The 12,888-nt window shown below is 64.5% G+C and carries 14 protein-coding genes and 1 tRNA gene; 3 read left to right on the top strand and 12 right to left on the bottom strand.

Features of this window, described 5'->3' with window-relative positions; all coding sequences use genetic code 11:
* Positions 1–16: 16 nt before the first annotated feature.
* Genes ACW7G1_RS10570 through ACW7G1_RS10555 form a run of 4 tightly spaced genes read right to left on the bottom strand, consistent with a single transcriptional unit; the run spans position 17 to position 4,301 of the window.
* Positions 17–1,339: a hypothetical protein gene (locus ACW7G1_RS10570; protein WP_456979673.1), complete on the bottom strand. Its 1,323-nt coding sequence runs from the start codon at positions 1,337–1,339 to the stop codon at positions 17–19.
* Positions 1,326–2,090 (bottom strand): polysaccharide biosynthesis protein, encoded by a 765-nt coding sequence (locus ACW7G1_RS10565; RefSeq protein ID WP_456979672.1) that lies wholly within the window; start codon positions 2,088–2,090, stop codon positions 1,326–1,328. Before ACW7G1_RS10565 ends, ACW7G1_RS10570 begins: the two co-directional genes overlap by 14 nt.
* Positions 2,091–2,097: 7 nt before the next feature.
* A complete protein-coding gene (locus ACW7G1_RS10560) occupies positions 2,098–3,681 on the bottom strand; it encodes an XrtA system polysaccharide chain length determinant (protein ID WP_456979671.1) in 1,584 nt (527 codons plus the stop codon).
* Entirely contained in the window at positions 3,681–4,301 is a 621-nt protein-coding gene (locus ACW7G1_RS10555) for an XrtA/PEP-CTERM system exopolysaccharide export protein (RefSeq protein ID WP_456979670.1), read from the bottom strand. Before ACW7G1_RS10555 ends, ACW7G1_RS10560 begins: the two co-directional genes overlap by 1 nt.
* 180 nt (positions 4,302–4,481) lie before the next feature.
* Between ACW7G1_RS10555 and galE the strand changes: the two genes are divergently transcribed.
* Entirely contained in the window at positions 4,482–5,582 is a 1,101-nt protein-coding gene (gene galE / locus ACW7G1_RS10550) for a UDP-glucose 4-epimerase GalE (protein ID WP_456979669.1), read from the top strand.
* A 52-nt stretch (positions 5,583–5,634) separates the two neighbouring features.
* Here galE and ACW7G1_RS10545 read toward each other — a convergent pair whose 3' ends face one another.
* The 6 genes from ACW7G1_RS10545 to ACW7G1_RS10520 form a co-directional block, all read right to left on the bottom strand.
* On the bottom strand, positions 5,635–6,468 hold the full coding sequence (locus ACW7G1_RS10545) for an alpha/beta hydrolase family protein (RefSeq protein ID WP_456979668.1): 834 nt from the start codon (positions 6,466–6,468) through the stop codon (positions 5,635–5,637).
* Positions 6,468–7,310 (bottom strand): bifunctional hydroxymethylpyrimidine kinase/phosphomethylpyrimidine kinase, encoded by an 843-nt coding sequence (thiD, locus tag ACW7G1_RS10540; RefSeq protein WP_456979667.1) that lies wholly within the window; start codon positions 7,308–7,310, stop codon positions 6,468–6,470. The genes ACW7G1_RS10545 and thiD overlap by 1 nt, the downstream gene beginning before the upstream one ends.
* A gap of 60 nt (positions 7,311–7,370) precedes the next feature.
* Positions 7,371–8,042 carry a YoaK family protein gene (locus ACW7G1_RS10535; protein ID WP_456979666.1) on the bottom strand — a complete coding sequence of 224 codons (672 nt, stop codon included), beginning with the start codon at positions 8,040–8,042 and terminating at the stop codon, positions 7,371–7,373.
* A gap of 4 nt (positions 8,043–8,046) precedes the next feature.
* Positions 8,047–9,444 carry a PhoH family protein gene (locus ACW7G1_RS10530; RefSeq protein WP_456979665.1) on the bottom strand — a complete coding sequence of 466 codons (1,398 nt, stop codon included), beginning with the start codon at positions 9,442–9,444 and terminating at the stop codon, positions 8,047–8,049.
* Between the two features lie 76 nt (positions 9,445–9,520).
* Positions 9,521–9,994 carry a peroxiredoxin gene (locus ACW7G1_RS10525; protein ID WP_456979664.1) on the bottom strand — a complete coding sequence of 158 codons (474 nt, stop codon included), beginning with the start codon at positions 9,992–9,994 and terminating at the stop codon, positions 9,521–9,523.
* A gap of 44 nt (positions 9,995–10,038) precedes the next feature.
* Positions 10,039–10,599, bottom strand: a complete 561-nt coding sequence (locus ACW7G1_RS10520; RefSeq protein WP_456961771.1) for a glycine cleavage system protein R — start codon at positions 10,597–10,599, stop codon at positions 10,039–10,041.
* Between the two features lie 197 nt (positions 10,600–10,796).
* Here ACW7G1_RS10520 and dapA point away from each other — a divergent pair, with 197 nt between their 5' ends.
* On the top strand, positions 10,797–11,699 hold the full coding sequence (gene dapA / locus ACW7G1_RS10515; protein ID WP_456979663.1) for a 4-hydroxy-tetrahydrodipicolinate synthase: 903 nt from the start codon (positions 10,797–10,799) through the stop codon (positions 11,697–11,699).
* A 14-nt stretch (positions 11,700–11,713) separates the two neighbouring features.
* Complete coding sequence (locus ACW7G1_RS10510; protein WP_456979662.1) at positions 11,714–12,256, top strand: hypothetical protein; 543 nt, start codon at positions 11,714–11,716, stop codon at positions 12,254–12,256.
* Positions 12,257–12,292: 36 nt separating this feature from the next.
* On the opposite strand, the gene fdxA is transcribed toward ACW7G1_RS10510, so the two are convergent.
* Both fdxA and ACW7G1_RS10500 read right to left on the bottom strand, forming a co-directional pair.
* Entirely contained in the window at positions 12,293–12,616 is a 324-nt protein-coding gene (fdxA, locus tag ACW7G1_RS10505) for a ferredoxin FdxA (RefSeq protein WP_456979661.1), read from the bottom strand.
* A gap of 78 nt (positions 12,617–12,694) precedes the next feature.
* Positions 12,695–12,770 (bottom strand) — tRNA-Glu (locus ACW7G1_RS10500).
* Positions 12,771–12,888: the final 118 nt, after the last annotated feature.

The following is a 12,888-nucleotide window of genomic DNA, read 5'->3' as shown; positions in this document are numbered from 1 at the left end:
CATCGAGGGAGCCCACCTACCGGTTGCGGTAGATGACCCTCAGGTACCAGACGTTCTGCTCCGCGTCGGCGGTCTCCACCGGGCTATTTCGCTCGTAGCGGTAATAGCTGAGGGCCGTGCTCCAGTGCCGCGACCACTGTTTGTCCAGGGTCAGTGAAAGATGGCGGGTGTCGTCGATACGGTCGATCTGACCATAGTCGACACGCTCGAAATTCACGTAGGACGACAGCGTCAGCGTGGGGCGGAAGCGATAGTCGACGCCGATCATGACGCCGCGGTTGTCTTCGTCATAGTTCAGCGCGTCGGGGTAGGTGATTCGCTCCGCGTAGGGCTCGATGAGGAACGTGGCACGGGTGCCATCGTAGGCATAACCCAACGCGATGCGTTGTTGCCGGTAGACCGCCGCGGTAATCGTGTCACCGTTGATCAGCACACGGTCCGGAATGGTTGTCCCACCGCCGATATCACCGATGGCGGCCGTGGCGGCGTCGGTAAACTGGTCGGCGGCAAACAAGGTGAAGCTGCTGCGCTCGCTCGGGTGCCAGGTGAGTTCACCGCGAGCCAGGGGGTTGGAGCGGTGGCCGGTGTGTTGATAGTCCAGGCGTGAGTAGCCCAGGTCCAGACCCAGCTCGACGCTCGGAAAGACACGCTCATAACGGACATACAGGTCGTTTCGCCTGTGGTCCAGGGCAGCAAGGTCGTCGTCGAAGTCGACATCCTGCGTCTGGGCGTTGAATGACAACGTACTGGCCGGACCAAGGTCCTTGGCAGCGCGCAGCGCCAGGCCCCAGCGCTGTGAGTTGAACTGGGGGGTGACTTCCGCGTCGGTATCGATGTAACGCGCTTCAAGCTGGCCCCGCATCGTCGGGCCGATGTTGAACATCAGGGTCGGACCCAGCGACAGGATGTTGACTTGCTGGCGGTTGTCGGGCGCGTCGGTGGCGAAGCGGTCGATCGGCTGCAGCTCAAGGCTGTCCTCAATGGTGAAGCTCAGGCGGTCCGGGATCATCAGCCAGTTCAAGCGGCCCGCCAGTATCCCTTCCACGCTGTCGGAATAAGCATGGTCCTGGAACATGCGGTAGTCGACACGACCGTCGAGGCTCGCCTGGATCGTCGACGTATCCTCCGTGGCCCGGAAGCCGATTCCGGTGCGCCAGATTTGCTGCTCGACCGGGTTCACTGCGTCCAGGCGCACGTTGTCGTCGTGCTCGATGCCAGCGTCGATGGCGTAGTCGACGCGTGCGGCATAAGCGTTGCCAGAGATTATCGCCACCAGGGCCGCGGCGATCACCCGGATCCGCATCCTGTGCTCCCCGGCCGAGCCGTCACGGCAGATCATTGAATACAATCCCGGCGAGCTTGGCCGGGTCGAAATTTGCGGCTGCCTCCTCGATGTTGCTGATGGTGACCTTGCCGTATCCCGCGACCAGTACCACCAGGTCGGCAAGCTCGGACAGGATCCGTGCATCCGGGGAGTTCAGGACCGAAGGGCCATCCAGGATGATGTAGCGATTGGGGCCGCTGCTACGCAACGAGTCGATCAGCGTGCGTGCGCGATGGGAGGTGAAATACTCGCCTGAAATCTCGTGTGTACCGCCGTTCGGGATCAGGTGCAAACGCGGGATCCCGGTCGGGTACTGGATCTGCGACAGCTCGGTGGCGCTGTCCTGGAGGTAGTCCATCAGCCCCCCGCTGGCGGCGCTCACGCCAAGAGCGGTGTGCTGGCTCGGATGCAGAGCGTCGCAATCAACAAGAAGAGCGGTCTTGGCCTCGTCGAACGCGAATGCCAGCGCCAGGTTGCGTGCCACGAAACTGCCGCCGCTGCAGCGGCCTACAGGCACCACCAGGGTGACGAAGCTCTGGTTGCCACCCAATGTCAGCAGGCGCGTTCGCAGATCGCGGAAGGCGTCCGCCTGGACCCGGATCGAATCCTGGCGATGGATCAGCCTGCGATCTTCCAGCGACCTGACGCTGAGGGGTTGTACCTCGGCGACTCGGGTGAGCGAGTGCAACTCGTCGTCGCCATCGCGGGCAGATACGAGCTCCTCGCGTCGTTTCACAGGCAGTTCCGGAGTATCGATGAAGTTCATTGCGATCTCATCCGTTGCTCATCTTGAAGGCATAGGTGGCGACATAGGCGAGCACCACGATCAGGATCATGGTCACGCTGCCAAATTGGCCGTAGAAATCATGGCGCCGCTCGCGAGGTGTCGGGTACGCCGGGATGGCGGTCAGCAGTGGGTAACGGCTGTACTTCTCGATCAGGTGCGCGGAGCGAATGCGCGGGTCGAAGCGTGCGAGCAGAAAGACCAGACCGATGGGCAGGGCGATGGCCAGCAGCAGGCCAGCGGCGGCGATATGCATGAGCCGCATGCCTGATGGCCGCAATGGCATGATCGCCGGATCCTGGACCTTCAGGGTCAAGCCGCGGTTGGCCTCGTCCAGGCCCATGGACACGCGGGCGTTCTCACGTCGACGCAACAGATCCTGGTAGATCTCGCGGTTGACTTCGTAATCACGGGTCAGCTCGGCCAAGGCACCCTCGGAGGCGGCAATGCGACGGCTGCGGTCCAGTTCTTCGGCGAGCATGGATTGGGCCGCGGTCAGGCGTGAGCTGGCCGCGGCACCTTCGCGACGTGCCTGTGCCAACTGGCTGCGCAGTTCCTGATAAAGCGGGTTGGCCTGGGCTTCCGCGGACTCGATGCCCGGTATCGGGGGATCCACGCGCATCTGCTCGTGCTCCAGGTTGCGCCGGATGTCGTCCATCTGGTGGGTGACGCGAACGACGTCGGGATGCTGCTCGGTGAAGCTCAGCATGAGTCGATCGCGCTCGGCTTGCAGTTCAATGAACTGGCTGCGCAGCAGGTTTGCACGGGTTTGTCCGGGGGTGACGGCGGACTCGCCCGACAGTTGCGAGACCAGCGACGCCTCCAGCGACTCCTGCTCCTGCAGGGCCATACGGGTCTGTTCCAGTTGGGTGCGCAGCGAGACAATTCGCGCGTTGACGTCAGTCGCGCTGCCAGGTTGCGCGTCGACGTTCCGCGACCGGTACTGCTGCAGGTTGTCTTCCGCGCCGGTGAGCTTGGCGTGGTAGTCCTGGACCTGGTTGTTGATGAATTCGTAAGCATCCCGGCTCTCGCGCGCTTTGGTGGCGAGTGCCTCGGTAATCAGCATCGAGCCGAACGCCTCGGTTACCTCGAACGCGCGCTGTGGGTCGGAATCCTGATAGGTGACCTCGACCAGGTCGGGACGCGGGCTTCCGATCAGGGTGCGCTTGCGGATCTCCTCCATCAGGCGCTCCTGCTCTACCGGACTGGGATTGGCCTGGTTCCAGTTGCCGACATCCAGGATCTGTTCCAGGATCTTGCGGCTGAAAAGGATCTGGCGTGCCATCCCGGCACGATCCGCAACGCCGGTCGACACCGCGCGTCCCTCCAGCAGCGGTTGGATGATGTCGCTGTCCTTGGCCAGGATGGTGACCGACGCCGAATAGTTCCTGGGGATCACGAAAAGCCCGACCACCAGGGTCAGCAGCGCGACCGCGGCGAAAATGGAAACCAGCAGTAGCAGACGCTTGCGCGCCTCCTTGAGCAGGATCGGAAGCAGTTCGCCGGGCGTGAGATCGCCTGGCTTGCGTACGGTTGGCGGGCGTCCGGGCCCGGAGAGTGCGCGGGTGGTCATCAGAACACCCGCTCCGGCACGGTGATGATGTCGCCGGGGGCCACCCGGTAGTTGGTCGTCAGGTCGCCACGGTTGAGGATGCGATCAAGGTTCACGTCATAGGCGATGCTGGTGTCGTCGCTGTTGCGCCGGTACAGCTCGGCACGGTCGGAGGCGGCGAATTCGGTGGTGCCACCGGCGGCAAGCACGGCGTCCAGCACGGTCATGCCTTGACGGTAGGGAATGGAGACCGGTTGGCGCACCGCGCCAGTCACGCGTACCCGTGAAAGGTATTCGTGGCTACGCAGGTCGGTCAGGATCACCGCCACTTGCGGTGTGCGCACGTAGGCGGCGAGTTTTTCCTCGATGTCCGCCGCCACGTCCGACGGGGTCCGCCCACCAGCGCGAACGTCGCCGACCAACGGCACCGAGATCTTGCCATCCGGGCGCACCGGCGCGGTAATGCCGAGCTCGGGATTGCGCCAGACCGTGACCTGGACGATGTCATCCACGCCGATCAGATAGTCATCCACGGCGGCCTGGGTGCGGTCGGGCGGTGGAGTGGGGTTGCCGCCTCCCGAGGCGCAGGCGGACAACACCGCGACCAGCAGCAGGACAAGGAAATGTCGAACGATCTGCATGTACGTTTCCAAAAGATCCGGTTATCAAGCAACAACGCCAATCAGGCGCCGGGCAGGTCACCGGTTTTCGCGCGGCAGTCGTGTTCAGGGGCCGCTGGACTGTGGCGGCGTCGCCGGTAGCCGCTATTTCCCGGGATTCGCGTTACTCCCGATACCTGCCACTAGCTCCAGGAAGTCCAGATGCGGATCCTCGTCTGCGGCGGCGCCGGGTATATCGGAAGCCACACCTGCGCCGTCCTCATCGGTCGCGGCCACGAGTTGGTGGTCGCCGACAGTTTCATCAACAGCTCGCCCCGGGTGCTGGGACGTTTGGGCACCATCGTCGGCAGTGCTCCGGCCTGCCACCGGGTCGACCTGCGCCAACGCGAGGCCGTCGCCGGGCTGTTTGCCACCCACCGTTTCGACGCAGTCGTCCACTTTGCCGCGCTCAAGGCCGTGGGGGAGTCCTGCGAGCGGCCGCTGGATTACTTCGACAACAACATCTGCGGCACGATCCACCTGTTGCAGGCGATGCGGGATGCCGGCGTCGGCCGCCTGGTGTTCAGCTCATCGGCGACGGTCTACGGCGACCCCGAGTCGGTGCCGGTCCGTGAGGACGCGCCGCTGCGGGTGACCAACCCGTATGGCCGCAGCAAGTTGGTGATGGAGCAGTTGATCGAGGACTTGTGCGAACGCGATTCGAGCTTCCGCGCGGTCAACCTGCGCTACTTCAATCCCGTCGGAGCCCATCCCTCGGGCCTGATGGGCGAGGATCCCGGCGGCGTGCCAAACAACCTGATGCCCTATATCTCGCAGGTCGCAGTCGGTCGACGCAAGCAACTGGCGGTATACGGTGGCGACTGGCCGACCATCGATGGCACCGGCGTACGCGACTACATCCATGTCATGGACCTGGCCCGTGCCCACGCCGATGCGCTGGAATTCATGGTCCGCGAGGACCGCAGCGCGACCATCAACCTCGGCACCGGCCACGGCATCAGTGTCCTGCAGCTGGTCAAGGCATTCGAGCGTGCATCGGGCAAGCGGGTTCCTTACCAGATCGTTGATCGGCGAATCGGAGACGTGGCCGAGGTGTATGCGGATCCGGGCCTGGCTCGGCAGTTGTTGGGTTGGCGCGCCGAACTCGGCGTCGACGCGATGTGCCAGGACGCCTGGCGCTGGCAATGGATGAACCCGGACGGCTATGCGGACAGTGATGCGGTAGCCCACACGGAACGGCTCGTGGTTGCACACCCCGCAATGGGGACGCCACGTCCGGTCGAGGTGGCATCGTTGCGCTGAGTTTCCGGGGTCGGATGTGGGTCGCCACGCCGGTTGCGGGCGGACACGTCGGTCAGTCGAGCAATGCGGACGCAACCGCGCCGGGCTGCTTCATCCACTGAAAATGGTCCGCGGCAACTCCGAGCGCCTGCTCGCCAAGTTTGTCGACCGTCGCGTCGGCCTGCGGCATCTTCGACAGCAGGAAACGCAGTGACGTGCACGGGGCCAGCCAGTCGTGCGTCAACACCACCGCGCGGATTCGTGGCGTGGAGATGGCCAGTGCCGTCTCCAGGTCAATGTCCAGGCCGCAAGCAGCATAACGTCCGCTGAGTGCGGACCGCGACCAGTCTGCGATTACGCCTCGGGCTTCCAGGCCGCCAAAACCGATGCGGCGACCGGGCAGGGCACCGCACCGGTCTGCCAGCCATGGCAGGAAGCGGTAGGCCAGCGGCAACCACCAACGCGTGGGCGGCGGGAATGCCCGCCAGTACGGTGCGCCGCTGGCAACCAGCCATAGTTGGCGCTTGACGTCCGGCGTCATCGCGATCCGGCAACTGGCGAGTTGACCACCGAGGCTGTGCCCGCCGATGATCGCCGGCAACCCGGTCGCCACGAGTTTCATCAACGCAGCCTCACTGGCGGGCAGGTCGCTATCGAGCAACTCCCGATAGCCCCAATCACACTTGTTTCCGGCGCGCCGGTTGCTGCTGCCGTGGCCACGCCACTCGTGCAGGAATACCGCGATGCCGCGCGTGGCCAGGGCTTCGGCCAACGGCAGGTAATGGCGCGTGGCCACGCCCAGTGCCGGCAGCCATAACAGGCTGGCGACCGGGTCGTCGGGGATGCGCGCCAGCAGGTTCCAGCGGTGGCCATCATCGGTCTGGACTGGCAGTTCCAGCGCCTGCATCAATGTCCACCGCCAGCATCGGCGCGATTGAATACGGTCGCGGTGAAGTGATCCAGCACCACGATATCGCTGTGCCCCGGCCGGTACCCGCCGCGCAGCGCGAGATGCACGTAGTCCGATGCATCGATGCACGCCTGGACCAGGGTCTTGCCCAGGGCGAGGTTGGCGGCGATCGCAGAGGCGAGCGTGCAGCCGGTGCCATGGGCTTCGAGCGTCAGGCGCGGGTGCCGGATCGGGGTGATGGTGTCGTTGGCGGCAAGCAGGTCGATGACATCGCCGCCGTCGTCCAGATGTCCGCCCTTGAGCAATACCGCGTTTGCTCCGGTGGACAACAACTCGTCGCAGGCCGCCCGCATGGCTTCCAGGGTGGTAATCGGGTGGCCGAGCAGCAGCTCCGCCTCGGGCAGGTTTGGAGTGATCAGGCTGGCGATCGGCATCAGCCGGTTATGCAGCGCGTCCAGGGCGGCGGGCTCCAACAGACGTGCGCCGGAGGTGGCGACCATCACCGGGTCCAGCACGATGTGCCGTGGGCGGTAGTGCTCCAGCGCATCGGTGACCGCGTGGATGACTTCTGCGTTGGCCAACATTCCCAGTTTGACCACGCCGATGCGGAAGTCATCAAAGCAGGCATCGATCTGGGCACGCAGGAAGCCGGTGTCGGGGACGTGTACCGCGGTCACTCCGCGGGTGTGTTGCGCCGTCAGCGCAGCGATCGCGCTCAGGCCGTGGACGCGGTGTGCGGCGAAGGTCTTCAGGTCCGCCTGGATGCCGGCGCCGCCGCCGGAGTCGGAGCCGGCGATCGTGAGTACGCAGGTCGGGCGAAGGTCTTGGTCGATGGTCATGGCGCCATTGTCGCGGATTCTGCCGCACGCGGCCGGGTGCGGGGATGGTGCGCCTGGTCGCTACAGCGCCGCGGGGGGATGGGTATGCCGGTAGATGGCATACGCCACGCCGGTGCAACCGGTCAGGATCACCGGCAAATACAGCGCGCCATAGTCGAATCGTGCGAACAACCATGCGCCCAGCAAGCCGCCGATGAAGAAAAAGCCGATGATCAGCACGCACAACGCCAGCCGCCGTCGACCCAGCGCGAGCCCGCGAATGGCATGGCCGAGCATGATTCCCAGGTCGGTAAACATCCCGCTCAGATGACTGGTCCGGATGAGCGCGCCGCTGTAGGTAGTCGTCATCGCGTTCTGCAGGCCGCAGGCCATGGCGGCCAGCAGGGGGCCAGCCAGGTGTTGCTGGCGGAACAGCGGGATCGCCGCAAGCAACATGACCGACTCGATCGTCAACACCACGCCGTAGCGCCGCCCCAACTGCAGGGTGCTGTCCTGGACGATCAGGCCACTCAACATCGCACCCACTACATAGGCGACGATCATGCCGGCCAGGTGGGTGGTGGCCAGGGTGTCGCCGGCGACCAGTGCCGCACCCAGCAACGAGGTGTTGCCGGTGAGGTGGGTGATGGCTTGCTGCTGGTAGCCCAGGAAGCCGATCACGTTGACGATGCCCGCCACGCAGGCCAGGGCCGCCGCGCCGACCCAGACCCACGTGGCAAATCGACTTGCCACCGGGCTACATCACCTCGGAGGCATAGTCGGCCAGCCGCGAACGCTCGCCCCGGCGCAAGGTGACGTGGGCGCTGTGCGGCCAGTGCTTGAAGCGATCCACCGCGTAGGTGAGGCCTGAGGTGGTTTCGGTCAGGTAAGGCGTGTCGATCTGTTCGACGTTGCCCAGGCAGATGATCTTGGTGCCCGGGCCGGCGCGGGTGATCAGGGTCTTCATCTGCTTGGGGGTCAGGTTCTGCGCCTCATCCAGGATCAGCCACCGGCTCAGGAAAGTGCGCCCCCGCATGAAATTCAACGAGCGGATCTTGATCCGGCTGGCAAGCAGGTCGTTGGTCGCCGCACGCCCCCAGCTGCCGCCTTCCTGGTTGTGCGTGAGCACTTCGAGGTTGTCGGTCAGCGCGCCCATCCAGGGCGTCATCTTCTCCTCCTCGGTACCGGGCAGGAAGCCGATGTCATCGCCGACGCTCACCGTTGCGCGGGTCATGATGATCTCCCGGTAGCGTTGCTGGTCCATTGTCTGGGCCAGCCCGGCGGCGAGTGCGAGCAGGGTCTTGCCGGTACCGGCGGTGCCCAGCAAGGTCACGAAGTCGATCTCCGGATCCATCAGCGCGTTGAGCGCGAAGTTCTGCTCGCGGTTGCGCGCGGTGATTCCCCATACCGCGTGCTGGCCGTGGCGGAAATCATCCACGATCCGCAGCACAACCTTGTTCTCGTCGACGCCGGTGACCTTGAGTTCGGCCTCGTCGTTGCCCGGCAGATGCAGGAACTGGTTGGGATACCAGTCATCACCGTCCACCCGGGATATCTCGTAATAGGTGCGGCCGCCGTCGGTCCAGGATCGCAGATCCTTGCCGTAGCGCTTCCAGAAATCCTCCGGCAGCTCGGTTGCGCCGGTGTAAAGCAGGCTGAAGTCATCCAGCGCGCGGTCGTTCTCGTAGTCCTCCGAGATGATGCCGGCAATGGCGGACTTGATCCGCAGGTTGATGTCCTTGGAAACGAACACCACCGACGCTTCCGGCTCGGCCTCGGTCAACGCCAGGATCGCGCCGAGGATCGCGTTGTCGGGTACTACCGCGCCGAAACGTTTGCCGGCATCGAAATTATCGGTCTGGAAGCGCAGGCATCCGATGTTGCCGGCGTCACGCAGCTTCAAGCCGTGCGGCTGTACCAGCGGGATCCCGGACGCAATCCTGTCGCTGCCTTCGGCTTCGATCAACTCGTTGAGGAAGCGGCTTACCTGGCGCGCGTTGCGGCTGGCGTCGGTGGTGCCCTTCTTGCCGTTGTCGAGCTCCTCGATGACCTGCATCGGAAGGTAGACGTCGTGTTCCTCGAACTTGAACAGCGCGGTCGGGTCATGCATCAGCACGTTCGTGTCGAGCACGTAGATCCGCTTGCCTTTTGTCATCGCGAGCTCCGGGTGGGAAGTAATGACGGCACACGCCCGCGAGGCGGGGTGGCGACGTAGCATGAAGCGGGACGGGTCACCGGGTGACGGCAGCCTTGAGCTCGTCGAGTACGGCCGCGGCGTGGCCCGGTACCTTGACCGGTTGCCATGACCGGGCGATGACGCCCTCCGGGTCGATCAGGTAGGTGCTGCGCACGATCCCCATCACCTTGCGCCCGTACATGTTCTTTTCCCGGATCACGCCGAACGCGTTGCACACGGCCTCGTCCTGGTCGCTGACCAGGTCGAACGTGAAACCCTGCTTGGCACGGAAGTTCTGGTGCGACTTCACCGTATCGCGCGACACTCCGAGCACGGTCGCGCCGAGCTTGGCGAATTCCGGCAGCAGTGCGGTGAAGTCGTTGCCCTCGGTGGTGCAGCCGGGGGTGCTGTCCTTGGGGTAGAAGTACAACACCAGCCACTGGCCCTGATACTCGGCAAGGCTCACGGTCTGGTCGTTGGACAGCTTCAACGGCAGGTCGGCGGGAACGTTGTCACCGGTATCAAGCATCGATGTGACTCCTCAGGATTTCATCGGGTCAGGACTTTATTGGGTCAGAACTTCATCGGATCGAGGATCGCATCAAGGTTCAGGTGATCGCAGAACTCCAGGAAGTCATCACGCAACGCGGCAATGTGCATGCTCGCCGGCACTCCGATGGTGATCTGCGCGGAGAACATCTCGGCGCCCGTTTGCATGGCCCGGTACCGGGTGCAATGCAGGCTCTCGATGGTGATGCCCTGGCGATCGAAGAAATCCGACAGTTGGAAGGTGATGCCCGGCTTGTCGGCCGCGACCACCTCGACGATATAAGGCAACAGGTTGGTCTGTACCTGCTTCTCGTCGGTGCGATACCAGACCAGTTTGATTTTCTCCTCACGCTCCAGCCGGACCAGCATCGCTTCCAGCTTGGCCACCGCATCCCAGGAGCCCAGCGCAAGCGCGGTCACCGATACGTCGCGACCCACGGTCGACAGGCGTGCATCGATCAAGTTGCAGCCGCTGTCGTTGATCCGCCGGGAGACCGGCAACAGGGGGGATTCCGGATGTGTCGACCAGGCATTGATCAACAGGTGGTTTTCGTTCGGTGACGGCCGGGGGTTGGGGTCGGTCAAGGCATCGCCTGCAAGGAAGGTGACTGGCTTCGGCGCGACGCGCGGACTGCATCGCCCGGAGGCTGAACGGCGGACCGCAAACGGGCCGTGGCTGGAAGCAGCATACTTGCCCGTGCTTTCGCGCCGCAAGTAACATCAATTTGCGACAGCCCTTTTTGATGGCACCTCGCCACTGGCCCATGACAGGACATCGAGACTTGCGACTTTCCGGCAGCATCACCGCGTTGGCGACACCTTTTGGCGCTGATGGCGAACTTGACCTGGATGCGTGGCGACGCCTTGTCCGGACGCAGTTGGAAGCCGGGACCCAGGCGGTCGTGGTGGCTGGCTCGACCGGGGAAGCGGCCGCGTTGTATGACGCGGAGTTCGACCTCCTGTTGCGCACCGCCGTGGAAGTGGTCGCCGGGCAAGTCCCGGTCATCGCGGGCACCGGGCAGTCCAACACCGCCAAGTCGATCGAGCAGACCCGGCGCGCCGGGGCATTGGGCGCCGACCTGGCATTGGTAGTGACTCCCCCGTACGTCCGTCCGACCCAGGCCGGCCTGGTCGCCCATTACCGTGCGATTGCCGACGACGGCGCCTTGCCGGTGATGCTCTACAACGTACCGGGACGCACCGGCAGCGATATGCTGCCCGAGACCGTGGCGGCGCTGGTCGGCCATTCGCGCATCATCGGCGTCAAGGAGGCACAGCCGGAGCCGGGACGCATGACGGACTTGCTGGCCCTGCAGTCGGCGGACTTCGTGGTGTTCAGCGGCGACGACCGGACCGCTTGCCGGGCGATGCTGGCCGGTGCCGACGGCGTTGTATCGGTCGCTTCCAATGTATTGCCGCGTGCCTTCCGGCGCCTGTGTGAGCTGGCGCGCCACGACAAGCAGGCGGCGGCGCAGGCCTGGGACGAGCGGATGGCGGCGGTGTACAAGTTCCTCGGCGTGGAGTCCAACCCGATCCCGATCAAGGCCCTGCTTGCCGCGCAAGGCGTGGGTTGCGGCCTGCGCCTGCCACTGCTGTCACTATCGCCATCCCATCATGAGACTGCAGCCAGGATTGCTGCGATCATCCGCGAACTTGAACTGGCCTGCGACCCCGTCGCGGACTGACCTGGAGATTGCCCATGCGTTCCACCATTTCGTTGTCCCAAGCCGCCGTCGCCGGCATTTTGCTGGTTGGCCTGGCCGCCGGTTCCGGCTGCAGCTGGTTTTCCAAGACCGATGAGCTGTATGCCCAGCAAACCCGTCCGTTGGAAGTGCCGCCCGACCTTGACTTGCCGCGTACCGGCGCGGCGGTGGACATGCCGGTTGGCTCGGCAACGGCGTCGGACACCGTCGCGGCAGCAGCCGCCAGTCCGGGCTCGACTGCGGCACCGGCACAGACGGGCTCGGTTGGAGCCGGGTTTGTGGTTCCGGGCAGTCGTGACGAGGTTTTCGCCCAGGTCGACGCGGCGCTGGCTGAAGTCGACGGGGTGACCGTTGCCAGCCGGGCCAAGTTGCTGGGGGCGTTTGACGTGAACTACCGCGACAGCAACTTCCTGGTCCGGGTGAGTGAAACCGAAGCCGGTGCGTATGTGTCCGCGGTTGATCCGCGTGGCATGCCGGCGGTCGACGAGGCGCCGGTAGCGCTGATCACCGCGTTGAAGGCGGCGTTGGGCGGCCAGTAACCGGGGCGCAAGCGGGGGCGGCGCTTGTTGGCCGCCTCAGCGCTCAAGCAGTGGCAGTTTGCCGGTCTTGTCGTCCCATTCGGCCGCGTCGGCCGGGGCGTCCTTGCGCTGGGAGATCACCGGCCATTGCTTGGCAAGCTCGGCATTGAGCTGCACGAACCCCTCCTGCCCACCGGGGACGTCGTCCTCGGGGTAGATGGCATTGACCGGGCACTCCGGCTCACACAGGGTGCAATCGATGCATTCGTCCGGGTCGATCACCAGGAAGTTCGGCCCCTCGTGGAAGCAGTCCACCGGGCACACCTCCACACAATCGGTGTACTTGCACTTGATGCAGCTCTCGGTAACGACGAAGGGCATTGGTCGGACTCCCCGTTTGGTCGGGCTCAAGGGCGGAAAAGAAGAAAGCCCGTACATCGCTGCACGGGCTTTCGGTATTGGTGCTCCCTACGAGATTCGAACTCGTGTTTTAGCCGTGAGAGGGCCACGTCCTAGGCCTCTAGACGAAGGGAGCAAGCCCGCACCGGACTCTCACCGTTGTGCGGCCTGCTAGTATATGGCGCGCCGTAGCCATCGGCAACGGCTATTCATGAAATATTTCCCGGATCCTCCCAACTGTCCTCCCAACTGCG

The sequence above is a fragment of the Lysobacter sp. A378 genome, from assembly GCF_054052125.1.
This window is presented reverse-complemented; position numbering and strand designations above follow the sequence as displayed.

What these genes read in the sequence shown, in the direction of transcription:
- galE (WP_456979669.1), top strand. Translation starts at nt 4,482, where the DNA reads ATGCGGATCCTCGTCTGCGGCGGCGCCGGGTATATCGGAAGCCACACC.
- ACW7G1_RS10545 (WP_456979668.1), bottom strand. Translation starts at nt 6,468, where the DNA reads ATGCAGGCGCTGGAACTGCCAGTCCAGACCGATGATGGCCACCGCTGG.
- ACW7G1_RS10555 (WP_456979670.1), bottom strand. Translation starts at nt 4,301, where the DNA reads ATGCAGATCGTTCGACATTTCCTTGTCCTGCTGCTGGTCGCGGTGTTG.
- ACW7G1_RS10565 (WP_456979672.1), bottom strand. Translation starts at nt 2,090, where the DNA reads ATGAACTTCATCGATACTCCGGAACTGCCTGTGAAACGACGCGAGGAG.
- ACW7G1_RS10510 (WP_456979662.1), top strand. Translation starts at nt 11,714, where the DNA reads ATGCGTTCCACCATTTCGTTGTCCCAAGCCGCCGTCGCCGGCATTTTG.
- ACW7G1_RS10570 (WP_456979673.1), bottom strand. Translation starts at nt 1,339, where the DNA reads ATGATCTGCCGTGACGGCTCGGCCGGGGAGCACAGGATGCGGATCCGG.
- ACW7G1_RS10560 (WP_456979671.1), bottom strand. Translation starts at nt 3,681, where the DNA reads ATGACCACCCGCGCACTCTCCGGGCCCGGACGCCCGCCAACCGTACGC.
- thiD (WP_456979667.1), bottom strand. Translation starts at nt 7,310, where the DNA reads ATGACCATCGACCAAGACCTTCGCCCGACCTGCGTACTCACGATCGCC.
- fdxA (WP_456979661.1), bottom strand. Translation starts at nt 12,616, where the DNA reads ATGCCCTTCGTCGTTACCGAGAGCTGCATCAAGTGCAAGTACACCGAT.
- ACW7G1_RS10530 (WP_456979665.1), bottom strand. Translation starts at nt 9,444, where the DNA reads ATGACAAAAGGCAAGCGGATCTACGTGCTCGACACGAACGTGCTGATG.
- ACW7G1_RS10525 (WP_456979664.1), bottom strand. Translation starts at nt 9,994, where the DNA reads ATGCTTGATACCGGTGACAACGTTCCCGCCGACCTGCCGTTGAAGCTG.